This window comes from Methylocystis parvus (assembly GCF_049675845.1).
Taxonomy (GTDB): Bacteria; Pseudomonadota; Alphaproteobacteria; order Rhizobiales; family Beijerinckiaceae; genus Methylocystis; species Methylocystis parvus_A.
Window position 1 is genome coordinate 3,489,284 of the sequence record NZ_CP187161.1, and the last position, 20,775, is coordinate 3,510,058.

20 protein-coding genes and 5 pseudogenes are annotated in these 20,775 nt (G+C 66.1%); 18 read left to right on the forward strand and 7 right to left on the reverse strand.

The window, feature by feature from the left end; all coding sequences use genetic code 11:
• Nucleotides 1–13 precede the first annotated feature (13 nt).
• From ACPFMJ_RS18020 to ACPFMJ_RS18030, 3 genes are all read right to left on the reverse strand, one after another.
• On the reverse strand, nucleotides 14–1,264 hold the full coding sequence (locus ACPFMJ_RS18020; protein WP_424361281.1) for an NAD(P)/FAD-dependent oxidoreductase: 1,251 nt from the start codon (nucleotides 1,262–1,264) through the stop codon (nucleotides 14–16).
• A 190-nt stretch (nucleotides 1,265–1,454) separates the two neighbouring features.
• Nucleotides 1,455–1,871, reverse strand: coding sequence for a hypothetical protein (locus ACPFMJ_RS18025; RefSeq protein WP_424361282.1), 417 nt, complete (start codon nucleotides 1,869–1,871; stop codon nucleotides 1,455–1,457).
• The gene (locus ACPFMJ_RS18030) at nucleotides 1,868–3,733 is read right to left on the reverse strand and encodes a methylmalonyl-CoA mutase family protein (RefSeq protein WP_424361283.1); all 1,866 of its coding nucleotides are present in this window, start codon (nucleotides 3,731–3,733) and stop codon (nucleotides 1,868–1,870) included. The genes ACPFMJ_RS18025 and ACPFMJ_RS18030 overlap by 4 nt, the downstream gene beginning before the upstream one ends.
• A gap of 279 nt (nucleotides 3,734–4,012) precedes the next feature.
• Between ACPFMJ_RS18030 and ACPFMJ_RS18035 the strand changes: the two genes are divergently transcribed.
• The 9 genes and pseudogenes from ACPFMJ_RS18035 (at nucleotide 4,013) to ACPFMJ_RS18075 (ending at nucleotide 9,766) form a co-directional block, all read left to right on the forward strand.
• Nucleotides 4,013–4,288 carry an acyl carrier protein gene (locus ACPFMJ_RS18035; RefSeq protein WP_424361284.1) on the forward strand — a complete coding sequence of 92 codons (276 nt, stop codon included), beginning with the start codon at nucleotides 4,013–4,015 and terminating at the stop codon, nucleotides 4,286–4,288.
• Nucleotides 4,289–5,523 (forward strand): annotated as a pseudogene (locus ACPFMJ_RS18040) (beta-ketoacyl-[acyl-carrier-protein] synthase family protein).
• On the forward strand, nucleotides 5,513–5,908 hold the full coding sequence (locus ACPFMJ_RS18045) for a hypothetical protein (protein ID WP_424361285.1): 396 nt from the start codon (nucleotides 5,513–5,515) through the stop codon (nucleotides 5,906–5,908). Before ACPFMJ_RS18040 ends, ACPFMJ_RS18045 begins: the two are co-directional and overlap by 11 nt.
• Nucleotides 5,905–6,309, forward strand: coding sequence for a MaoC family dehydratase (locus tag ACPFMJ_RS18050; RefSeq protein ID WP_424361286.1), 405 nt, complete (start codon nucleotides 5,905–5,907; stop codon nucleotides 6,307–6,309). Before ACPFMJ_RS18045 ends, ACPFMJ_RS18050 begins: the two co-directional genes overlap by 4 nt.
• A 178-nt stretch (nucleotides 6,310–6,487) precedes the next feature.
• Nucleotides 6,488–7,450 carry an SDR family NAD(P)-dependent oxidoreductase gene (locus ACPFMJ_RS18055; RefSeq protein WP_424361287.1) on the forward strand — a complete coding sequence of 321 codons (963 nt, stop codon included), beginning with the start codon at nucleotides 6,488–6,490 and terminating at the stop codon, nucleotides 7,448–7,450.
• The gene (locus ACPFMJ_RS18060) at nucleotides 7,422–8,456 is read left to right on the forward strand and encodes a glycosyltransferase (RefSeq protein ID WP_424363911.1); all 1,035 of its coding nucleotides are present in this window, start codon (nucleotides 7,422–7,424) and stop codon (nucleotides 8,454–8,456) included. Before ACPFMJ_RS18055 ends, ACPFMJ_RS18060 begins: the two co-directional genes overlap by 29 nt.
• 197 nt (nucleotides 8,457–8,653) lie before the next feature.
• Nucleotides 8,654–8,920: pseudogene (locus ACPFMJ_RS18065) on the forward strand (glycosyltransferase); the annotation flags it as partial.
• Between the two features lie 209 nt (nucleotides 8,921–9,129).
• A pseudogene (locus ACPFMJ_RS18070) lies at nucleotides 9,130–9,399 on the forward strand (glycosyltransferase family 2 protein); the annotation flags it as partial.
• 43 nt (nucleotides 9,400–9,442) lie between these two features.
• The gene (locus ACPFMJ_RS18075) at nucleotides 9,443–9,766 is read left to right on the forward strand and encodes a hypothetical protein (protein ID WP_424361288.1); all 324 of its coding nucleotides are present in this window, start codon (nucleotides 9,443–9,445) and stop codon (nucleotides 9,764–9,766) included.
• 153 nt (nucleotides 9,767–9,919) lie between these two features.
• Here the strand turns inward: ACPFMJ_RS18075 and ACPFMJ_RS18080 are convergent, their stop codons facing one another.
• A complete protein-coding gene (locus tag ACPFMJ_RS18080; protein ID WP_424361289.1) occupies nucleotides 9,920–10,732 on the reverse strand; it encodes a protein-disulfide reductase DsbD domain-containing protein in 813 nt (270 codons plus the stop codon).
• An 80-nt stretch (nucleotides 10,733–10,812) separates the two neighbouring features.
• On the opposite strand from ACPFMJ_RS18080, the gene ACPFMJ_RS18085 reads away from it, so the two are divergent.
• Nucleotides 10,813–11,457, forward strand: coding sequence for a YqgE/AlgH family protein (locus ACPFMJ_RS18085; RefSeq protein ID WP_424361290.1), 645 nt, complete (start codon nucleotides 10,813–10,815; stop codon nucleotides 11,455–11,457).
• A 101-nt stretch (nucleotides 11,458–11,558) separates the two neighbouring features.
• Here ACPFMJ_RS18085 and ACPFMJ_RS18090 read toward each other — a convergent pair whose 3' ends face one another.
• From ACPFMJ_RS18090 to ACPFMJ_RS18100, 3 genes are read right to left on the reverse strand one after another with little or no spacing between them, the layout of a single operon-like run.
• Nucleotides 11,559–12,608, reverse strand: a complete 1,050-nt coding sequence (locus ACPFMJ_RS18090) for an aldo/keto reductase (protein WP_424361291.1) — start codon at nucleotides 12,606–12,608, stop codon at nucleotides 11,559–11,561.
• A gap of 8 nt (nucleotides 12,609–12,616) precedes the next feature.
• Nucleotides 12,617–13,330 (reverse strand): hypothetical protein, encoded by a 714-nt coding sequence (locus ACPFMJ_RS18095; protein ID WP_424361292.1) that lies wholly within the window; start codon nucleotides 13,328–13,330, stop codon nucleotides 12,617–12,619.
• A 36-nt stretch (nucleotides 13,331–13,366) separates the two neighbouring features.
• Nucleotides 13,367–14,107, reverse strand: coding sequence for a hypothetical protein (locus tag ACPFMJ_RS18100; RefSeq protein WP_424363912.1), 741 nt, complete (start codon nucleotides 14,105–14,107; stop codon nucleotides 13,367–13,369).
• A gap of 378 nt (nucleotides 14,108–14,485) precedes the next feature.
• Here ACPFMJ_RS18100 and ACPFMJ_RS18105 point away from each other — a divergent pair, with 378 nt between their 5' ends.
• The 8 genes and pseudogenes from ACPFMJ_RS18105 (at nucleotide 14,486) to cysN (ending at nucleotide 20,692) form a co-directional block, all read left to right on the forward strand.
• Nucleotides 14,486–14,857, forward strand: coding sequence for a 2Fe-2S iron-sulfur cluster-binding protein (locus ACPFMJ_RS18105; protein ID WP_424361293.1), 372 nt, complete (start codon nucleotides 14,486–14,488; stop codon nucleotides 14,855–14,857).
• A complete protein-coding gene (locus ACPFMJ_RS18110; protein ID WP_424361294.1) occupies nucleotides 14,857–15,171 on the forward strand; it encodes a DUF2849 domain-containing protein in 315 nt (104 codons plus the stop codon). The genes ACPFMJ_RS18105 and ACPFMJ_RS18110 overlap by 1 nt, the downstream gene beginning before the upstream one ends.
• Nucleotides 15,172–16,891 (forward strand): annotated as a pseudogene (locus ACPFMJ_RS18115) (nitrite/sulfite reductase). It abuts the gene before it with no gap.
• Nucleotides 16,875–17,381 carry a DUF934 domain-containing protein gene (locus ACPFMJ_RS18120; RefSeq protein WP_424361295.1) on the forward strand — a complete coding sequence of 169 codons (507 nt, stop codon included), beginning with the start codon at nucleotides 16,875–16,877 and terminating at the stop codon, nucleotides 17,379–17,381. Before ACPFMJ_RS18115 ends, ACPFMJ_RS18120 begins: the two are co-directional and overlap by 17 nt.
• The gene (locus tag ACPFMJ_RS18125; RefSeq protein WP_424361296.1) at nucleotides 17,378–18,139 is read left to right on the forward strand and encodes a phosphoadenylyl-sulfate reductase; all 762 of its coding nucleotides are present in this window, start codon (nucleotides 17,378–17,380) and stop codon (nucleotides 18,137–18,139) included. Before ACPFMJ_RS18120 ends, ACPFMJ_RS18125 begins: the two co-directional genes overlap by 4 nt.
• A pseudogene (gene cysD, locus ACPFMJ_RS18130) lies at nucleotides 18,136–18,585 on the forward strand (sulfate adenylyltransferase subunit CysD); the annotation flags it as partial. The gene ACPFMJ_RS18125 and the pseudogene cysD, both read left to right, overlap by 4 nt.
• Before the next feature lie 74 nt (nucleotides 18,586–18,659).
• Nucleotides 18,660–19,055, forward strand: coding sequence for a phosphoadenosine phosphosulfate reductase family protein (locus ACPFMJ_RS18135; RefSeq protein ID WP_424363913.1), 396 nt, complete (start codon nucleotides 18,660–18,662; stop codon nucleotides 19,053–19,055).
• Nucleotides 19,055–20,692 (forward strand): sulfate adenylyltransferase subunit CysN, encoded by a 1,638-nt coding sequence (cysN, locus tag ACPFMJ_RS18140; RefSeq protein ID WP_424361297.1) that lies wholly within the window; start codon nucleotides 19,055–19,057, stop codon nucleotides 20,690–20,692. The genes ACPFMJ_RS18135 and cysN overlap by 1 nt, the downstream gene beginning before the upstream one ends.
• Nucleotides 20,693–20,775: the final 83 nt, after the last annotated feature.

Genomic DNA, 20,775 nt, shown 5'->3' on the forward strand with positions numbered 1-20,775 from the left:
CTCGCGACCGTCCTCACCGCGTAATCAGCCGCGCGCCGCGATGATAGGTGAAATAGGCGGCGATCCAGCTGATCGCGACGAGAATCCGGCTACGCAGATTCACCAGAAAATACACATGGACGACGCTCCAGAAGAGCCAGCCGGGAAAGCCCGTCAGCTCAAGGCGTCCGAGCTTCACGATCGCCGATTTTCGCCCGATGGTCGCGAGGCTGCCATGGTCGCGATAGCGGAAGGGCTTGCGGGGCGCCTCGCCGCGTAGCCGCCGCCTGATGGCGCGGCCGGCGTACCAGCCCATCTGCTTTGCGGCGGCGGCCAGCGCGGGAACCGGCGTTCCGTCCGGGCCTTTGACGCGCGCAAGGTCGCCGACGACATAGACCTCCGGAAGCCCGGGAACCGTCAGTTCGGGCGTCACCTCGATGCGCCCGCTCTTGTCGGCGTTCACCCCGAGCCAATTGGCCCCCGGCGACGCGCGCACGCCGGCGGCCCAGAGGATCGCCCCGGCCGGAATGTCCGAGCCGTTCGCAACGACCCTGTCCTCGTAAACCTGCTCGACCGCCGTATTGGTCCTCACCTCGACGCCCATGCGCGCGAGCGCGTTCGCAGCGTAATCCGACAGCCGTTCCGGGAAAGTCGAGAGAATGCGGGGCCCGGCCTCCAGCAGCAGGATGCGCGCCTTGCGCGGATCGGCCCTGTGGAATTCCGCAGGCAGGGCCCCGCGAGCGAGCTCGGCGATGGCGCCGGCCAGCTCCACGCCGGTTGGTCCGCCGCCGACAATGACGAAGGTCAGGAGCCGCGTGCGCTCGTCCGCGTCGACGCTCGCCTCCGCCTTCTCGAAGGCCGTGAGCAGCCGGCTGCGGATCAGCGTCGCGTCGTCGACGGATTTGAGGCCCGGCGCGGCCTTGGCCCAGTCGTCATGGCCGAAATAGGAATGCGCCGCGCCCGTCGCGACGACGAGATAATCATAGGCGATGTCGCCGACCTTCGTTTTCACGACCTTGCGCGTGCGGTCGACGCCCTCGACCGCGAGCATCATCACGGTGACGTCGTCGCGCCCGCGCAGCACATAGCGGATGGGCCAGGCGACGTCGGCCGAGGCGAGGGCGGCGGTCGCGACCTGATAGAGCAAAGGCTGGAAGCAGTGATGGTTCTCCTTGTCGAGAACCAGAATATTGGCGCCGCTCCCGAAAAGGCCCTGCGCGGCCGATATGCCGGCGAAGCCGCCGCCGATGACGATGACGCGGGGAGGACGGTCGGGCGCGGACATGAGCGGTCTCCCGGATTGGCGATCCGGGATCAGCTAGCTTGCGAAAGCCCGATGGGAAGGGATGCGGCGCGAGCCCCCTCCCTGTCCCTCCCCCGCTTCGCGGGAGGGGGACGCTCACGATTGAGATTGTCGATGAAGGCCACGATCTGCTCCCTCTCCCGCGTCAGCGGGGGAGGGGTGGGGAGGGGGCCTACTGCTGCGCCGCCTTCCAGGTGCCGCCGCACATATCGGTCGAGGACGACCACGCGCCCGAGCCCTTGCCGCCCTTCAGCACCCCGTGGAAACGGGCCACATGCTCGCCAGCGCCGGTGAAGCGGGCGACGATGTTGCCGCTCTCGTCCACATAGCCCCAGGATTCGACCTGCGCGCCTTCGGCCGAGGCGATCTTGCCGTCGGCGATGTCGAGCTTCGACGGAATCAACGCCGGGCAGGTTCCGACGCTCGTCGTCGCTTCCACGCTCCAGGAGCCGTCAGGGCCGGAGGCGCGGGCCGGAGCGGCGCTCTCGGCTTCCGCCTTCGGCTTTGCGAGATGGTGCTTGTGTCCCCCCTTCGCCAGCGCGCCGCTCGCCGCGAGCGACGTCAAAATGGCGACTGCCCAAAACCTCATTTGGCCTCCTCTAACGCCTTCTGAAGAACGTCGTACATATCGCATCCGACAAAAATGAACCCCGTCACGCCCGCGTCCCGCAGCTTCTGCTCCAGATCGCCGGGGCGGCCGGCGGAATAGACCTTGGCGCCCGCGCCCTTGAGGGCGAGAGCCGCCGGCTCGGCGGCGTCGGCGTAGATCTTGTCCGACGAGCACAGGCAAGCGAGTTTCGCGCCAGAGGCCTTGAAGGCGGCGACCATCTCGGCCGTCTCATTGGTTTCCGGCCCGAAAACCGCTTCGATACCGCCGGCTTCGAAGAAGTTCTTGGCGAAGTTGGCGCGGGCGGTGAAGGCCGCGACCGAGCCGAGATTGGCGAGGAAGACCTTCGGGCGGGCGCCCGCTTTTTGGGCGTAGGCGTCCGACGCGTCGCGCAGGCGCTCGAAAGGCTCGGAGAGCCGGCGCACGGCGAGGGCCGCCGTCTTTACGGCGCCCGCCGGGGCGTCCGCGGTCTGGCGCGCGGCGTCGAAAGGCGCCAGCACGTCGAGCAGCTTCTCGTGAATGTCCGGGAATTCGTTGGCGCCGATGACCTTTTCCCTGGCGCGCGCGACCTTCTTGGCGCGCTCGCCGGCCATCGCCGCGACGCGGCCCTGCAAGCTTCCCTTTTCCAGCGAAGCCGGCAGGCCGCCCTCGGCCTCGATCTCCTGGAAGGCGGCCCAGGCGCGCTCGCAAAGCTCGCTGGTCAACGCCTCGAAGCCGCCGGCGCCGCTCGTCGGATCGTCGACGACGTCGATATGCGACTCGTCCTGCAGCACGAGCTGGGTGTCGCGGGCGATGCGATGGGCGAAGGCGTCCGGCGCGCCGAGCGCCTGGGTGAAGGGCAGCACGGTGATCGTGTCCGCCCCGCCGATGGCGGCCGAGAAGGTCGCGAGCGTGCCGCGCAGAATATTGTTCCACGGATCGCGGCGCGACATCGTGCGCCAAGCCGTTTCCGCGAAGATGAGGGCGGGCTTGGGCGCAAGGCCGCAGGCTTCTTCGACGCGCGCCCAGAGGCGGCGGGCGGCGCGGAACTTGGCGACGCCCATGAATTCGTCGGCGTCAGCGGCGAAGCGCAGCGCGATGAGCGTACGGGCCGTCTCGACGTCCAGACCATTATCCGTCAGCGCGCGCAGATAGGCGACGGCGGCGGAGAGCGCGAAAGCGAGCTCCTGCGTCTCCGAGCCGCCCGCGGCGTGGATCACGCGCGCGTCGGCCACCGCGGCGCCATTGGCGAAGCCCGCCTTGGCGACGGATTTGGCGGTCTCGGCGAAGGTCTTCGACGCCTGCGCCCAGGGGGCCGGCGCGAAGCCGTGCAGCGCCTGCAGGCCCAAAGGATCGAGGCCGAGCGAAATGCGGGTGATCGACGGCTCGATGTGATGGCTGTCGACATAGCGCATGATGGCGGCCGTCGCGTTCGGCGCGCGCGGCGAGGCCTCGACGAGGACCGGGATGCCGTAATCGAGGCGGATGCCCTCGACAAGGTGGGCGATCGTCTCGTCGCTGTCGCTGGTCAGGCCCGCGCCGTAAGCGCCCTGCGATCCGGCGAAGACGATGTGCAGGCCGTCCGCGCCGCCTTCGAGGTCTTCTATCGCCAGCTTACTGGCGGCGTCGGCGTCCGCGAGGTCGACGCGGCCGAGAATCGACCAGCGGCCGGGCGTGCGGCGCAAGGCGCGCGGGCCTTCCGCCTTCGCGCGGGCGTAAAGGGGCGCGATGGCGACGCCGTCATAGGTCTTCGAAACGAGGGAATCGAAGGAGCCGCCCTTCAACGCCTTGTCGACGAGCTTGAGCCACTGCTCCTCGGTCGGCTGTGGAAAAACCCCGGCGATGGCTGTTTCGTTGGCGCTCATTTGGACCTGACCCCTCATGTTTTGCGGGGCCTTTTGCCAGAAAGAGCCGCCTTGGGGAAGCGGGCGCGCGCGATAGGGCGGGTCCGGATGGTTGAGCCGGGCTTTATTTTCCGGTTTAAAACCCGTAACCAAGTCGCGCTGCCCGCTTCAGGGCGGCGAGGGCCGGCGCGCGGCCGCGCCTTCTCTCAGGCGTCGCGTCCGGGGCGACCTGCGTCAATGCGCCGCGTGGCGGCGCCCGCTCCTTCTCGGGACGGCGGAGACCCTTAAGGGAGGGATTTCGTGTCTGATAATCCTCAGGACATTGCCAAGCTCAAAGAAGAGATCATCGAAGTGATCGCTTCTGAGGGCATGGTCGACCGCACCAAGGTGACGCCGGACGCCACGATCGAAAGCCTCGACCTCAAGTCGGTCGATATCGTGATGATCCTCACGGCCCTCGAAGAGAAGTTCAACGTCTACATCCCGATGGACGGCTCGCTGCAGGAGGCGAAGACGGTCGAGAGTCTGATCGACGCCATCGCCGATCACATTCAGAAAGAGCGCGAGACCCAGTAAATGGCGGCATCGCGTGGGGGAGGCGGCGGACGGCGCGTCGTCGTCTCCGGCATGGGCGCGGTCTGCGCCTCCGGCGTCGGCGCGCGCAGGCTATGGGAGGCGGCGCGCGACGGCGTCACCCAGGTTCGCGAGCTGAAGACGGCGCGTCCCTATGACGGCCGCATCAAGATCGCCGCCCAGGTGCCGGATTTCGATCCGGCGGCCTATATCGAGCCGAACGTCCTTCCCTTCTGCGACCCCTTCACGCAATTCGCCGTTGTCGCCGCCGACGAGGCGATGGCGCAGGCGGGCTTTGGCCGCAAGGACATCGCCGGGCCGCGCACCGCCGTCATCATGGGCAGCGGCATTGGCGGCATGACCACCATCGAGGACGGCATCTACCGCTATTACGTGGAGAACACGCGTCCCGAGACGTTGAGCGTGCCCAAGCTCATCCCCAGCGCCATGCCGACGACGCTCGGCGCGCGGTTTTCGGCGCTCGGACCCACCTTCGCCGTCGGCAGCGCCTGCTCCTCCGCGAGCCAGTCCGTCGGCATCGGCCTGCAGATGATCCGCTGCGGCATGGTGGACAGGGCGATCGTGGGCGGGACGGAGGCCTGCGTGATCAACGCCACGATCCGCGCCTGGGAAGGGCTGCGGGTGATGACGCCCAATCTCTGCCGCCCCTTCTCCATGGGCCGCAACGGCATGTCGCTCGGCGAAGGCGCGGCGGTCTTCGTTCTGGAGACGGCCGAGGCCGCGAAGCGCGCGGCCACGAGCCGCTCTGCGAGCTCGCGGGATACGGCACGACGAGCGACGCCAAGGACCCGGTGCGCCCCGATCTCGACGGCGCGTCGAGCTGCATCGCGGCGGCGCTGGACGACGCCGGCCTCGCGCCGACGGATATCCATTACGTCAACGCCCATGGCACGGCGACGCACGCCAACGACATCACCGAGTCCGAAGCGATCCTGCGCGTCTTCGGCGATTACGGCCGCGAGGTTCCCGTCTCCTCCACCAAGCCCATTCACGGCCATGCGCTCGGCGCCTCTGGCGGCCTGGAGCTGGCGATCGCCATCGAGGCGCTGCGCAACCAGATCGCGCCGCCGACCATCAACTTCCTGGAGTTCGATCCGCGCTGTCCCATCGACGCGGTGCCCAATGTCGCGCGTCCGCACAAGATCGAGGCGGCCATGTCCAACTCCTTCGCCTTTGGCGGCATCAATGCCGTGCTGATCGTCCGCCATGCAGCCTGACGCGCCCAAGACCCTCGGTCCCTTTCGTCTGCGCGTCGATCCGGCGCAGGCCGTGGCCTATTCGCGCGAGACCGGCGGCGACGGCGCCAGCGTGCCGCTTTCCTTTCCCGCCGTCTGGCTGACCGATCCGACGCTGTTCGATCCGGTGCGCGATCTCTGCGCGGCGCTCGAGGTCGTGCCGGTTCATGAATCGCAAAGCTTTTCCTATGAGACGCCGCTCGTCGCCGGCGAGAGCTACGATGTGAGCGTCGCCATGCGCCGCGAGGAGACGCCGCCGCGCCTCGTCATCGACGCGACCATCGCCGCGCTGGACGGCAAGGCTGTCGCGAAAAGCGAAACCATGCTGCGCCTCGTGCCGCGCGCGGGCTTTGGAGCGGCGTCATGAGCGACGACATCAAGATCGGCGACAAGCTGCCGGAGACGGTGATCGGCCCCTTCGACGCGCAGGCGCTCGCGCGCTATGCCGAAGTTTCCGGCGACGACAATCCGCTTCATCTCGACGACGCGCTCGCCGCCAGGATAGGCCTCGCCGTGCCGCCTGTGCATGGCATGAAGCTGCTCGCTTCTTTCGAGCCGATGCTGAAGAGCTGGCGTCCCGATCTCACCCTTGTCGGTCTCGCCGCGAAATTCATCCAGCCGATCCTGCGCGGCGAGACGGTGACGCTGTCGGGCCGCGTGCTGCGGGCGTCGGACACGGAAATCTTCCTGCGCCTCTTCGCCCATGGCGCGGCGCGCACGCCGGGGATCATCGGCGAGGCGACGCTGCGGCGGGAGCCGCGGAAATGATGTGGATTTCACCGTGTTCGTCGATACTCGCCCCTCACCCCAATCCTCTCCCCGCAATGCGGGGAGAGGGGGCGCGGCTGTCGATCCGTTTCGCTGATTGAGGCCCGCTGCCCCCGCGCGCCGCCGCGAGCACGAAAGGATCGTGAAGCCCAACTGCCCGATGCCGCGCGGGAAACATGTGACCCAGCGCCTCCTCATCACCGGCGCCTCTTCCGGCATCGGCCGGGCGCTCGCCATCGCCTATGCGAAGGACGGCGCGAGCCTCTATCTTCTTGGTCGCGACCAGAAGCGCCTCGACGCCGCGGCCGAAGCCTGCCGCGCGACCGGCGGCAGCGCCGAGATCCATGTCGCGGACGTGCGCGATCGGGAGGCCATGCGCGCGGCGGTGGAGAAGGCCCATGCCGCGCGCCCCTCGACGTCGTCGTCGCCAACGCCGGCGTCGCCACCGGCCTCTCGCCAGGGCCAGCTGCTCGAGCCCGAAGAGTCCGTGCGCGCGATTTTCTCGATCAATCTCTTCGGCCAGCTCAACACGATCGAGCCGGCGATTCCGTCGCTCGCCGCGCGCGGCTCGGGCGTCGTCGCGCTCGTGGGCTCGATGATGGGCCTGCGCGCGATGCACTTCTCGCCCACTTATTGCGCGAGCAAGGCGGCTCTGCACAGCTACGCGACGGCGTTGCGCGCCAAGCTTGCGCCGCATGGGGTCGACATGAGCCTGATCGTGCCGGGCTTTGTCGACACGCCGATGTCGGCGCGCACCACATCCTGGAAGGCGAGCATGATCACGGACGCCGAGGCCGCGGAGATCGTCTATCGCGGTCTCGAAAAACGGCGCCCGATCATCGCTTTTCCGCGCTATATGTATTGGGCGCTGCGAATCATCGAGCTGCTGCCGCCGCGCCTCGTCGATTTCTTCGTGCTGCGTTTTTCCGCCGACGTTCCACAGACGATCGAGCGAGAGCCTCGTGAGTTTCCTCGATGTTCTGACATGGGTCGCGGCGGTCTATTGGGCCGTGGCCATTACGCTGCTCGTGATCTCCGTCGTGGCCACGGTTATCCAGCCGCGCATCGCCGAAAGGCGCGCGCGACGGCGCGACCAGCCGCCCGTCTCCATCGTGCTGCCGGTAAAGCTGATCGACGCTGATTTCGAACGCACGCAGGAATCGGCCTTCGCGCAGCATTACCCCCGCTTCGACGTGACGGCCTCGGCGGTGGACACGGATTCGCCGGCCGCGCGCAAGATGCGCGAACTGTTCGCGCGCCACAAAGAGGTTCCCGCGCGCCTTCTCGCCTCCACGGCGCGCTTCGCCGCGAGCCCCAAGGTCGATAATCTCTACGCGCCCTTCATGCAGGCGGAAAACGACGTGATCCTGATGAAGGACGCCAATGTCCTTCTGGAGCCGGACGCGCTCGCCGAGCATCTGCGCCAGCTCAACGACGACGTTGGCCTCGTCTGCGCCATCCCCTATTGCGCGGGCCTCGACAATTTCCCGGCGCATGTCGAGGCGGCGATCATCAACGGGCCGCACGCCCGCATGCTCTTCCTCGCCTCCTGTTTCCGCCAGGGCATGGGGTCGGCAAGATCATGCTGTTCCGCCGCAGCGGACTTCCTTCGGGCGGGCGGGTTCGACGCCATTTCACACACGGTGGGAGAGGACAACGCCTTCGGCCATGCGCTCGCGCGCGTCGGTCAACGCCCGGTTTTCTCGCACCGACCGGTCCGCCAGGATCTCGGTCGCCGCAGTTTTCATGACGTGTATCAACGACAATTGCGCTGGAGCGTGATCCGCCGGAACGACGAGCTGCTGTCCTTCCTGGCCGAGCCGATTTGCCAAGCCTTTCCGGCAGTTGTCGCAGGCGCGCTGGCGTCGCCGCTCGCTGGAATAACGCCTTTCTGGGGCGGCACGCTGACTCTCGCGCTGTGGTTCGCGCTGGAGACATTGCTTTCCATCGCCAAAGGATGGCAGTTATCCTACGCAGCGCCTGCGGTTTTTGTGGTCCGCGAGGCGGTGATGCTTGCGGTCTGGGTGAACGCCTGGATGACCGACCGGGTGGTCTGGGCGAAGGACAAGGTTCAAGCGCGCGTCGCGGCGTCCCACAAGCCCCAGACCTCGGAAAGGGCGGCCGTAGCGGCGAGAAAAGAGGGGTAGGGCTTAGGTGCTCGATCTTTTGACCTTTCCTCGTCGACGCCGTCGCCTATGCCTGCGCCGCGATCCTCGTGGCCATCGGAATTGGCTATCTCGTCGTCATCGGCCGCTTCCTCTACGACCTTGCGCGCGGCGCCCGCGACCCTGAGGCCCCGTCGATCCCGGACGCCGACCTGCCGCATGTGCTGCTGCAGATCCCGGTGTTCAACGAGCCGCTCGTCACCGAGCAGTCGCTGCGCTGCGTCGCGCTGCTCGACTGGCCGAAGGACAAGCTGCGCATCCAGCTTCTCGACGATTCGACCGACGAGACCAGCGAACGCGCCGAGCGCGTCGCCGAGGAGCTGCGCGCCAATGGCACGATCATCGACCATATCCGGCGCACGGACCGCTCGGGCTTCAAGGCCGGGGCCTGCGCCCATGGCCTGACGCTGACCAACGAGCCCTTCATCGCCATGCTCGACGCCGATTTCCGTCCGCCGGCCGATTGGCTGAAGGCCACAGTCCCGCTCTTCCTCACCGACGGGCGCGCGGCTTCGCGCAATCGCGCTGCGAGTTCGTCAATTTCGAGAAAACTGGCTGACGCGCGCGCAGGGCCTGATCCAGGACGGCCATTTCCTCGTCGAGCAGCGCACGCGCACGCGCCGGCTGGCTGTTCCAGTTCAACGGCACGGGCGGCATCTGGCGCCGCGCGACGGTCGAGGACGCTGGCGGCTGGTCGGATTATTCGCTCTGCCGAGGATCTCGATCTCACCGTTCGCGCGCCGCCCTCGACGGCTGGCGTGGGATTTTCGTCTCGCAGCCCCCGATCCCCGGCCAGGTGCCGGACGGCATCCGCGACTTCCGCCGCCAACAGCGACGCTGGTCCAACGGCTTCGTCCAGGTGGCGCAGAAGACCGTCATGCCGATCTGGGAAGCGCCCTGGCCGCTCGCGAAGCGCGTGATGGCGATCTCGCTCATCGCCCATCAGATCTTCTTCCCGGCGGCGGCGATTGGCCTCATCGCCTTCGCGCTCGGCGTCGGTCTGCACGGGTCTGTCGCGCCCTACGCCCTTCTGCTCCAGGTCGATCCTGGTCATGACGCTGATGGTGGCGCTCGGCATCACGCTCGCGCCCTATCTCGCGCTGAAGCGCGGCACGGTAGTCGATTACGCCAAGACGGTCGGCTCGGTGCCGCCGCTCTTCATCTATCTCGCCTTCGCCAATGGCGCGAAAATTCTGCAGACGATCCGCGGCCGCAAGTCGACATTCAAGCGCACGCCCAAGCAGGAGACGGCGGCGGTCGACGCCGCGCCTGTGGACGCCGAGGCTGAGTAATTTCTTCCCTATCGTCGGGGATTGATCCCCTCCCTCCCCCTTGCGGGGAGGGCAGGGTGGGGGACCCGGGATAGCGACATGGATCGTCGACCCCAACCCCTGGCCCCTTCCCGCGAAGGGGGAGGGGAATGAGCGCCGCCAGATCGCGGCTCGTCACTCCAGATGCGCGGGCGCTTCGAAGGCGTCCTTGTCGGTGATGACCGTCAGCGTCGCGTCGGCGCTTTTGGGCGTGGCGCCGGTCGAGAACAGCGTCAGCGTGAAATCCTTGCCCTCGCGCTTGCTCTCGATAAAGAGCGGCTCCTGAACCTCCGCGAAGACGTCCTGAGCCTTGCCGGGGCCTGTGACGCTCAGTCGCCAGCCGTCTGCGGCCTTCTTCACGGTGAGCCGCTTCTTGGCCTCCGCAGCGCTGATCTTCGTGGGCACGCGCTTCTCGGCGGCGTCGACGGCGGCGGCGAAGGGCGAGGCGCCGCTTTTGGGCAGAGCGAGCGAGAGGTCCGCCTTGGCGGGCAGGCAGATCTTGCCGCAGGCGGCATAGTCGAGCTTCATGTCGAGCGTCACCGGCGCCGCGGGGTCTTTCGGCGTCACTTTCAGCGGGAAGATTACGGTCTCGTCATAGCCGGCCACGACCGTGCCGGCTTCGTCGATATGCTTGGGCGCCGGGTAGGCGACCTCGACCTTCGCGACATTGGTGGATTTCGAGAAATCGAAGACGGGGGCCGAGCCCGCTTCTCCGGGCTGGCGCCAATAGGTGACTGTATGGGGATCGAGGCTGATCTCGACGCCCGCCCGATAGGCGCCGTCCGGCGTCGGACCGGCGGCTAGCAGCCGCACGGCCGAGACGCTCCCCTTGGCGGGGGCGGTCGCGAAATCGGCGCCGGCCGCGCGGGCGCCGATGGCGGCGCTCAGGACGGCTGCAGTTACGGCGGAGGCGAGAAAGGCGTGCGTCTTCAGCTGTAGCGATTTCATCGGCTTGTTTTCTGGATCGTTGGGACGCCCATCTATCCACGCCGCTTGTTAAGGGGGCGTTGCGGGCGTAGCATGACCCTATGAGCGTGCGGCAATCAAAGCAAGTTTCCGAGCAGCCTGCGGGCGGCGGCGTTGGCAATGCCGGTCGTCGCTATCTCGATGGGCATTTGCTCGTCGCCATGCCCGGCATGGCGGACGAGCGCTTTGCGCGATCGGTGATCTATCTCTGCGCCCATTCGGAAGAAGGCGCGATGGGCATCGTGGTCAATCAGCCGGCGCGGGTGAAGAATTTCCCCGAGCTTCTCGTGCAACTGCAGGTCATCGCGCCGCAGGAGCGCATCAGCCTGCCGCGCGGCGCCGAGGAAATTCAGGTGCTTTCCGGCGGGCCGGTGCAGACGGACCGCGGCTTCGTGCTGCATTCGCCGGATTTCTTCCTCGACAATTCCACGCTGCCCATCGACGACGGCGTGTCGCTGACCGCGACGATCGACATTCTGCGCGCCATCGCCGCCGGGGAGGGGCCGCATCACGCGCTGCTGGCCCTGGGCTATGCCGGCTGGGACGCGGGGCAGCTCGAGGACGAAATCCAGAGGAACGGCTGGCTGCATTGCCCCGCCGATCCGGAGCTGCTCTTCGACCGCGATCTCGGCAGCAAATATACGCGCGCGCTGCGGTCGATGGGGATCGATCTGGAGCGGCTGTCCTCCGCCGCGGGGCATGCGTAAGCGCCAAGCCTGTTTCGTCAATGCAAGCGCAGCGAAGCAATCTGGAGCCTAATGCGGTCCTGATTGCTTCGCTGCGCCCGCAATGACGAAAGAAGCTGCCGTTACGGCGCCGGGTTGCTGTGGAGCTGGTGGATCTCGTCGATCCGCTTCTCGATCTCGGGCGTGATCTTCAAATCCACCGAATCCAGATCGGTCTTCAACTGCGCCATCGTCGTCGCGCCGATGATGTTCGAGGTCACGAAGGGGCGCGACGTCACATAGGCGATGGCGAGTTGCGAGGGATCGGCGCCGATGTCCTTCGCGAGGTCGAGATAGGCGCCGATCGCCGCCTCGACGCCGGGTTTCTCGTAACGCTGCGCCCGCTCGAAAAGCGTCGTCCGCGCGCCCGGCGGACGCGCGCCACCCTGATATTTGCCGGTGAGATAGCCCTGCGCGAGCGGCGAATAGGCGAGGAGCCCGACGCCGTCGCGCTCGGCGAACTCCGCGAGGCCCATCTCGAAGGTGCGGTTGATGAGGTTGTAGGCGTTCTGGATCGAAACCACGCGCGGCCCATGGCCGAGTTCGGCCGCGCGCAGGAAGCGCGCGACGCCCCAGGGCGTCTCGTTGGAAAGGCCCACATGGCGGACCTTGCCCGCCTTCACCAGATCATCCAGCGCCTCGAGCGTTTCCTCGATGGGGACTTCGGCCCGCTTCGAAGGTCGGCGATAGGTCGTGCCGCCCGCGCCCCAGAGGGGCAATGAGCGGTCGGGCCAGTGGAGCTGATAAAGATCGACATAGTCGGTCTGCAGACGCTTCAGCGAGCCCTCGATGGCGGCATTGATGTTATTGCGGTCGAGGACCGTGCCCGCGCCGCCTTCGCGCAGCCAGTGGGCGTCGCCGCGTCCGGCGACCTTGGTCGCGATGATCACCTTGTCGCGATTTTTGCGGGCGGCGAGCCACGAGCCGATGATGCGCTCCGTCGAGCCCTGCGTCTGCGGGCGCGGCGGGATCGAGTAGATTTCCGCCGTGTCGATGAAATTGACGCCGCGCGACAGGGCGTAGTCGAGCTGCTCATGCCCCTCGGCCTCGGTGTTCTGCTGCCCCCAGGTCATGGAGCCGAGGCAGATCGCGGAGACGGAGAGATCCGTAAGACCGAGCTTTCTGTATTCCATCTTTGGTCCTAACGCAGGAACTCGCTCGATTGCAGATCGAGCCGCAACTCGAAGCTCTGCAATTGCGTGAAGATCGGCAGAAGCCACGCCTTGAGCGCGGCGCGCACGACGATGGACATGTCCGTCGGCGGCTCCTGCAGGAAGTCGGCGAGCGACAGATCGAAATCGTCCAGCGCCTGCGCGATCGCCGCCTCCAGCCGGGGGATGACGAGCTTTCCGCGCGCGGGATATTGCGCGAGGAGATGCAGGGCGTCCGGCCCCAGCGGCGCGGCGCCCTCATTGTGGATGACGGTCATCCAGAGATCGGGCCAGGTCGTGTTGAGGAGCCGCGCATTGCTCGCGGCGGTCTGCGAACTGTCGGACTGGTAGAAGATGATGGGCTTCACGCCGGCGCGACGGGCCTCGTCGAGGAAGCCGATCTCGGCGATGGTGGAGAAAAGCTGGTCGAAGGACCGGCTCCAGACGTCAACGACTTTCGGCATCTCGTCGGGCACGAGCAGGCGGTCGAAAAGGGAGATCTGTCCCTTCACGTCGCAAATGTCGACGACGCGGGACATGCCCGGAAAACGCAGGGCGTAGGAGGGCTCGCGCGAATCCGTGTCGAAGCCTTCGACCGGAACTCCGCGCGAGAGATAGTAGTCCGTCAGAAGCCGCGCCGCAGTGGTCACGCCAGTGCGCGAATGCGGCGAGCAGACGAAGTAGACGAGGGTGCGGCGACTCATTCAAACCTCGCGGGCGAGGGCGACGCCGCCCCCTCCTTAACGCGCCCGGGCTGCGCCGTTGATGAGGTCGAGGAGGCCCACCCGCTCGAATTCGTCCGCGACTCTCGCGAGCCAGGTGCGGACATAGCCGCGCAGGACAAAGGAGTGGTCCGCCGGTTCGCCTTCGGCCGTCTGGTTCGAGATGAAGGTCGAGTAGGGCGTGCCGGCAAGCTCAACCTGCTCATAGGCCAATTCGCCGAGCTTCGGGATGGTGATCTCGCCGGTCGTATGCACGTCCTCGAAATATTTCGCGTGCGTCTGCGGATCCCACTCGAAGAACGTCGTGTCGTTCACATGGTTCTTCACCATGAAATAATTGGCGTCCGTCATATAAGGCGCGATTTCCGCGATCTCCTCGAGCGACGCGATGGACGGGCCGATGACGTGGAGCAGGATGAAGCGGAATTCGCCCGCCTTCACCGCGTCGAAAAAGCCGATTTCGTCCAGCGCCTCGAGCGCCGGGCTCAAGCCGCCGGCGCGCACGTCGATGATGCTGACCTTGGCCTGCGACGAATTCAGCGTGTCGATGATCTTCATCTGGTCGGCGGTCGACGTCAGATCGACGATCATCGTCTCGTCCGGATGGAAACGATAGAGCGTGCCGCGCGGCGTCTCGGTGTCGAAGGCGCGGGCCGTTAGATTGTTGAGGGAGAGGAAGTCGAGAACGGCTCGTGCAATTGTCGTCTTCCCAACGCCCCCCTTATCGGCGCCGACGACAATGACCGTTGGTTTCATAATGGCTCCTGAAGATTGCTGCGGCGAGGCGATCTCTCTCACCTCGCGACGCGGTTCCGGCTCCTTCTTCGGAGGCGGCGGCATTTCCTTCGTGGTTTTGGTTGGCCTTTTTACCATGCGGTCTCCTATGGCGCTTGCGCGCTGCCGTTCCGATTGGTCACCCGATTCTTAACAAACATAGAATGTGGCCGTTTGTCATGTCCCAGCTGTGAATTTGCTGGGCGTTTCGCCTTTCAACAGAGATAAGATGTGATTTGGATGCATTAGGCATTTTTGGAAAGTGAATTGACATGCGTGCGATTTAGAGTATCTAACCGTTCGAAATACAGAACGCGACCGCCGCCGGTCGCACGAGCCGTCGCATTAACCCCAAACGAGCGCATGAGTATTGCATTGGACATTGTCGCCGATCCGCCCGCAACGCCGTCGGAGCCCGATACGCCCTTCCTGCGCGTCGAGGACCGCAACGGCGTCGTTCACGAGCTTGCGGCTGTCGAAGGATGGCGGCTGATGGAAATATTGCGCGACTATGGCATGGGCATGGACAACACATGCGGCGGCGCGCTCGCCTGCGCGGAATGCCATGTCGTCCTCGACGCCGATTCGGCCGCGCGCGTGCCGGCGCCGCGCGAGGACGAGCTGGAGAAGCTCGACGAACTGCCGATGCTTTATGAAAATTCCCGCCTCTCCTGCCAGATCATCTGGTGTGACGAGATGAGCGGCCTCTCTCTCAAACTGGCGCAGGAGACGTGATGCCGGCGCTCAAGCATCCTCAAATTCTGCTCGCCTCCCACCTCGCGGACGGCGAAGTGCTGTTCCTCGGGAAAGAGGGCTGGGAGCGCGACCACGCCAAGGCCCGCGTCGCGCGCGACAAGGAAGAGGCCGGCGCGCTGGAGGCTTTCGGCAAGGCCGAGATCGTCGCCAATCGAGTCGTCGACGTTTACCTCGCCGATGTTGAAATCGGCGCCGACGGCGTTCCGACGCCGCTGCATTACCGCGAAAAAATGCGCATCAAGGGGCCGAGCGTGCGTCTCGACCTCGGCAAGCAGGCGCAAGGAGCAGCGTAAATGACCGCTCACGATCCCAATCTCGCGCGGCCCAACGCCCCGACCACGACTTACCGCTACGACGAATACGACGCCGCCTTCGTGAAGGAGCGCGTCGCCGAGTTTCGCGAGCAGGTGCGCCGGCGTCTCGAAGGTTCGCTGACGGAAGACGAGTTCCGCCCGTTCCGCCTGATGAACGGGCTCTATCTTCAGCTTCACGCCTATATGCTGCGCGTCGCCATTCCCTATGGCACGCTGACCGCGCGGCAGATGCGCCGCCTCGCCGACATCGCGGACAAATATGACCGCGGCTACGGCCATTTCACCACGCGCCAGAACCTGCAATACAACTGGCCGAAGCTCGTCGATACGCCGGACATTCTCGAGGCGCTCGCCGACGTCGAGATGCACGCCATCCAGACCTCCGGCAACTGCATCCGCAACGTCACGGCCGACCATTTCGCCGGCGTGGCGACGGACGAGATCGAGGACCCGCGCGCCACGGCCGAGTTCCTGCGCCAATGGTCGAGCTTCCATCCGGAATTCGTTCCTGCCGCGGAAGTTCAAGATCGCGGTGACGGGCGCGGAGCATGATCGCGCGGCGATCAAAGTCCACGACATCGGCCTGCGCATCCTTACGAACGACGCGGGCGATATCGGTTATCAGGTCGTCGTCGGCGGCGGCCTCGGCCGGTCGCCCTTCGTCGGCAAGGTCGTCCGCGACTTCGTGCCGCGCGCGGACCTGCTCGCCTATCTCGAGGCGATCATGCGCGTCTATAATCGCTTCGGCCGCCGCGACAACAAATACAAGGCGCGCATCAAGATCCTCGTTCACGAAACCGGCCTCGACGACGTGCGCGACGCCGTCGAGGCGGAATTCGCCTCGATGGACCGCGGGGTCTTCTCTTACGATCCGGCCGAGTTCGAGCGCATCGCCGCCTTCTTCGCGCCGCCGCCTTACGAAGCCCTGCCGGCCGAGTCCGAGAAGCTGCGCGCCGAGCGCGTCGCGCATCCGGCCTTCGGCAATTTCGTGGACGTGAACGTCGCGCCCCACAAAGTTCAGGGATACGCCACCGTCACCGTCTCGCTGAAGCCGATCGGCGGCATTCCGGGCGACGCCACCTCGCAGCAGATGCGCGTCCTCGCCGACGCCAGCGAGCGCTTCGGCTTCGGCGAGCTGCGCATCAGCCATGAGCAGAACGTCATCCTGCCGCATGTGAAGCAGGACGATCTCTTCGATCTGTGGAAGACGCTCGACGCCGCCGGCCTCGCGACGGCCAACGCCGGCCTCGTCTCCGACATCATCTCCTGCCCAGGCCTCGATTACTGCGCGCTGGCGACGGCGCGGTCGATTCCGGTGGCGCAGGCGATTTCGAAGCGCTTCAAAGATCTTGAGCGCCAGCGCCGCATCGGCAAGCTCGGCATCAAGATCTCCGGCTGCATCAACGCCTGCGGCCACCACCATGTCGGCGCGATCGGCATTCTCGGCCTCGAAAAGAAGGGCCAGGAATCCTACCAGATCACGCTTGGCGGCGATCCGACGCTCTCGGCGAATATCGGCGAGATCCTCGGTCCGGGCGTGACGGCGGAGCAGGTGCCGGACGTGATCGAACATATTGTCGACTTCTATCTGGCGGAGCGCCAGGAAGGCGAGACTTTCATCGAGACATGGCGGCGCGTCGGTCACGCCCGTTTCAAGGACGTGCTGCGTCGGGAGGGCGAAGATGGCGCTGATATCTGACGGCCGTTTCATCGAAGACGGCTGGCGCCGGCTCGCGGACGAGGAAGCCTTGCCGAAGAGCGGCAAGGCCGTCGTGTCGCTCGCGCGCCTCGAGCATGCACTCGCCCATCTCCCCGCGGGCGTCTCTCTCGGCGTGAACGTCCCGAACACCGCCGACCCGGCTTCGCTCGCAGCCGCGCTGCCGCGTCTGGAGCTCGTGGAGATCGCCTTCCCGGCCTTTGCCGATGGGCGCGGGTTCTCGCTCGCGCGCCTCATTCGTCGCGCAGGCTTTACCGGCGAGCTGCGCGCGAGCGGGCGATTGCTCGCCGATCAATACGCCCATGCCCTCGGCTGCGGTTTCGACACGGTCGAAATTCCGGACGACCTCGCCGAACGGCAGGACGCCGCGCAGTGGCGGGGCGCTCGCGCCGCTTACTCCCGCACCTATCAGCGCGGCTATGTCGCGGCTGGCTCCATCCTCGACGCGCGGCGAAAGGCGGCGGCGAAATGACGGCTTCCATCGCTGAGATACTCGGGCCGCGCCTCGCGCCGCTCGATCTCGACCATCGCCTGCAGCTCGTGCGCGAATTCATCCCCGGCCGTATCGTCTTCACGACGAGCTTCGGCGTCGAGGATCAGTTCATCACGCATTCGATCTTCACGCAGGGGCTCGACTTCGACGTCGCGACGATCGACACGGGCCGCCTCTTTCCCGAAACCTACGCGCTTTGGGAAGAGACGGAGGCCCGCTACGCCCGCCGCATCCGCGCCGTGTATCCGCAGGCGGCGCCGCTCGAAGCGCTCGTGGAAGAGCAGGGCGTCAACGGCTTCTATAAATCCGTCGAGGCGCGCAAGGCCTGCTGCCATGTGCGCAAGGTCGAGCCGCTGTCGCGCCTGCGCGACGGCGTCTCCGGATGGATCACTGGCCTGCGCGCCGATCAGTCCGCCGCGCGCGCCGACGCGCCGATCATCTCCTTCGACGCCGGACACAAGGTGCTCAAGATCAATCCCGTCATCGACTATACGCGCGACGCCATCGTCGACGCCACGCAGGAATTTTCGATTCCAGTGAACGAGCTGCACGCCAAAGGCTATTTCTCCATCGGCTGCGCGCCCTGCACGCGCGCGGTGAAGCCCGGCGAGGACGAGCGCGCCGGCCGCTGGTGGTGGGAGCAGGACGACAAGAAGGAATGCGGCCTGCATGTGGGCGAGGACGGCGTTCTGCGCCGCGGCCCCGGCAAGCCCGGCGCGCCGGAGGTGTTCGGATGAGCGCGCTTCCGACCCGTTCGCTCGGCCATCTCGATCGGCTCGAGGCGGAGAGCATCCACATCATGCGCGAGGCTGTCGCGGAATGCGAAAAGCCGGTGATGCTGTTTTCGATCGGCAAGGACTCCATGGCGATGCTGCATGTCGCGATGAAAGCCTTCTATCCGTCGAAGCCGCCCTTCCCGCTGCTCCACGTCAACACGACCTGGAAGTTCCGCGAGATGATCGAGTTCCGCGACAACATCGTCAAGGAATGGGGCCTGGAGCTCATCGAATACATCAATCCCAAGGGGATCGAGATGGGCGTCGGGCCGTTCACGCACGGTTCGAAGCTTCACACCGAGATCATGAAGACGGAGGCGCTGAAGCAGGCGCTCGACAAATACAAGTTCGACGCGGCCTTCGGCGGGGCGCGCCGCGACGAGGAGAAATCCCGCGCCAAGGAGCGCGTGCTCTCCTTCCGCACCGCGCAGCATCGCTGGGATCCCCAAGAACCAGCGCCCCGAGTTCTGGCGCCTCTACAATACGCGCAAGGCGCAGGGCGAAAGCCTGCGCGTCTTTCCCCATGTCCAATTGGACCGAGGCGGACATCTGGGACTACATCGCGCGCGAAAATATCCCCGTCGTGCCGCTCTACTTCGCCAAAGAGCGGCCGGTCGTGCGCCGCGGCGGCACGCTCATCATGGTCGATGACAACCGCATGCAGCTCGAACCGGGCGAGACGATCGAGAACAGGATGGTGCGCTTCCGCACCCTCGGCTGTTACCCGCTCACGGGCGGCATCGAGAGCGAGGCCGCCACGCTCGACGAGATCATCACCGAAATGCGCGAGAGCCGTTCCTCCGAACGGCAGGGTCGCCTGATCGATCATGACGGCTCCAGCTCCATGGAGCAGAAGAAGCAGGAAGGGTATTTCTGATGCAGAGCGACGCCGAGGTCATCGACGCGCCCGCGCCCGCCGCCGCGCGTCATGCGGCAGACAAGCCGCTCCTGCGCTTCATCACCTGCGGATCGGTCGACGACGGCAAGTCGACGCTGATCGGCCGTCTGCTCTATGACGCCGATCTCGCGCCCGACGATCTTATCGCCGCGCTCGAAGCCGACTCCAAGAAGCACGGCACGCAGGGCGACGATCTCGACTTCGCGCTGCTCGTCGACGGCCTCGCCGCCGAGCGCGAGCAGGGCATCACCATCGACGTCGCCTATCGCTATTTCGCAACCGACAACCGCAAATTCATCGTCGCCGACACGCCGGGCCACGAGCAATACACGCGCAACATGGCGGTCGGCGCCTCGACGGCCGATCTCGCCATCCTGCTGGTCGACGCGCGCAAGGGCATCCTGCCGCAGACGCGCCGCCACAGCGTCATCACCTCGATGTTCGGCGTGCGCCATGTCGTCGTCGCGGTGAACAAGATGGACCTCGTCGATTACAGCGAGGAGGTCTTCCGCAAGATCGAGGCGGATTTCCGCGAATTCGCCAAGCATCTGCGCTTCGCCTCCATCTATGTCCTGCCGCTCGTCGCGAAGGACGGAGACAATCTCGTTCATGGCGACGCCGGCAAGATGCCCTGGCATGACGGCCCGCCTTTGCTGACCTATCTCGAAGGCGTCGCGGTCGAGGACGTGATGCGCATCGCGCCCTTCCGCATGCCGGTGCAATGGGTCAATCGCCCGAACCTGGATTTCCGCGGTTTCTCCGGCTTCATCAGCGGCGGCAATATTCGCCCTGGCGATATCGTTCGGATCCTGCCGCTGGGCCGCGACACGCGCGTCTCGCGCGTCGTCACCTATGACGGCGATCTCGAAAGCGCGGTCTCCGGCCAGGCTGTGACGATCACGCTCGCCGAAGAGATCGACTGCTCGCGCGGCGATCTTCTGTCGTCGCCCGTCTCGCCCGCGAAAGTCGGCGACCGGCTGGAGGCGCGGCTACTGTGGCTCGTGCGCGAGCCGCTGGCCGTTGGAAAGAGCTATCTGCTGAAGATCGGCACGAAGACGACGCCCGCGAGCGTGAGCGAAGTCGCGTCCCGCATCGAGATCGAGTCCGGACTTGCGGCCCCGATCGCGTCCGGCGAGACGCTCGCCTTCAACGAGATCGGCGAAGCGAAACTCTCGCTCGAAACGGTCGTCGCCTGCGATCCTTATGTCGAGAACCGCGAGACAGGCGGCTTCATCCTCATCGACCGCATCACCAATGAGACGGTGGCGGTCGGCATGGTGAAGACGGTCGCGGCCTCCGAACGCCGCGCCGATGCGCCGCTGACCGATCTCAGCTACGCCTCGATGGAAGGCGTCGAAATCGAGCGTGACGGCTACAAGCCGACGCGCCAGCGCAGCCTCGCCAAGGCTTTCTCCTGGCTCGTTCCGGCGAGCCTCTCGACCTTCGTCATCGTCAACGCCTTCGTGCACGACCCCGCGCTGTCGGCGGAGATCACCGGCGTCGAGATGATCGCGATCTTCGCGCTCTATTATTTCCACGAGCGCTTCTGGACGCGGTACAGCTACGGGCTGGAAGGGAAGAAGGAGCCAGCGTCGGGCGTCGATCCGGGACTTTGATCGCCGGACCGCGAGCCTTATGGCTCGCGCTAGTTTGCCGCCAAAGTCGGGTTGGCGCCCCTCATGCTTCGAGACGCCTGCTT

Bases quoted from the DNA above. Each gene is read 5' to 3' on its own strand.
- ACPFMJ_RS18020 (WP_424361281.1), bottom strand. From the start codon at position 1,264: ATGTCCGCGCCCGACCGTCCTCCCCGCGTCATCGTCATCGGCGGCGGC.
- ACPFMJ_RS18025 (WP_424361282.1), bottom strand. From the start codon at position 1,871: ATGAGGTTTTGGGCAGTCGCCATTTTGACGTCGCTCGCGGCGAGCGGC.
- ACPFMJ_RS18030 (WP_424361283.1), bottom strand. From the start codon at position 3,733: ATGAGCGCCAACGAAACAGCCATCGCCGGGGTTTTTCCACAGCCGACC.
- ACPFMJ_RS18045 (WP_424361285.1), top strand. From the start codon at position 5,513: ATGCAGCCTGACGCGCCCAAGACCCTCGGTCCCTTTCGTCTGCGCGTC.
- ACPFMJ_RS18050 (WP_424361286.1), top strand. From the start codon at position 5,905: ATGAGCGACGACATCAAGATCGGCGACAAGCTGCCGGAGACGGTGATC.
- ACPFMJ_RS18080 (WP_424361289.1), bottom strand. From the start codon at position 10,732: ATGAAATCGCTACAGCTGAAGACGCACGCCTTTCTCGCCTCCGCCGTA.
- ACPFMJ_RS18085 (WP_424361290.1), top strand. From the start codon at position 10,813: ATGAGCGTGCGGCAATCAAAGCAAGTTTCCGAGCAGCCTGCGGGCGGC.
- ACPFMJ_RS18090 (WP_424361291.1), bottom strand. From the start codon at position 12,608: ATGGAATACAGAAAGCTCGGTCTTACGGATCTCTCCGTCTCCGCGATC.
- ACPFMJ_RS18095 (WP_424361292.1), bottom strand. From the start codon at position 13,330: ATGAGTCGCCGCACCCTCGTCTACTTCGTCTGCTCGCCGCATTCGCGC.
- ACPFMJ_RS18105 (WP_424361293.1), top strand. From the start codon at position 14,486: ATGAGTATTGCATTGGACATTGTCGCCGATCCGCCCGCAACGCCGTCG.
- ACPFMJ_RS18110 (WP_424361294.1), top strand. From the start codon at position 14,857: ATGCCGGCGCTCAAGCATCCTCAAATTCTGCTCGCCTCCCACCTCGCG.
- ACPFMJ_RS18120 (WP_424361295.1), top strand. From the start codon at position 16,875: ATGGCGCTGATATCTGACGGCCGTTTCATCGAAGACGGCTGGCGCCGG.
- ACPFMJ_RS18125 (WP_424361296.1), top strand. From the start codon at position 17,378: ATGACGGCTTCCATCGCTGAGATACTCGGGCCGCGCCTCGCGCCGCTC.
- cysN (WP_424361297.1), top strand. From the start codon at position 19,055: ATGCAGAGCGACGCCGAGGTCATCGACGCGCCCGCGCCCGCCGCCGCG.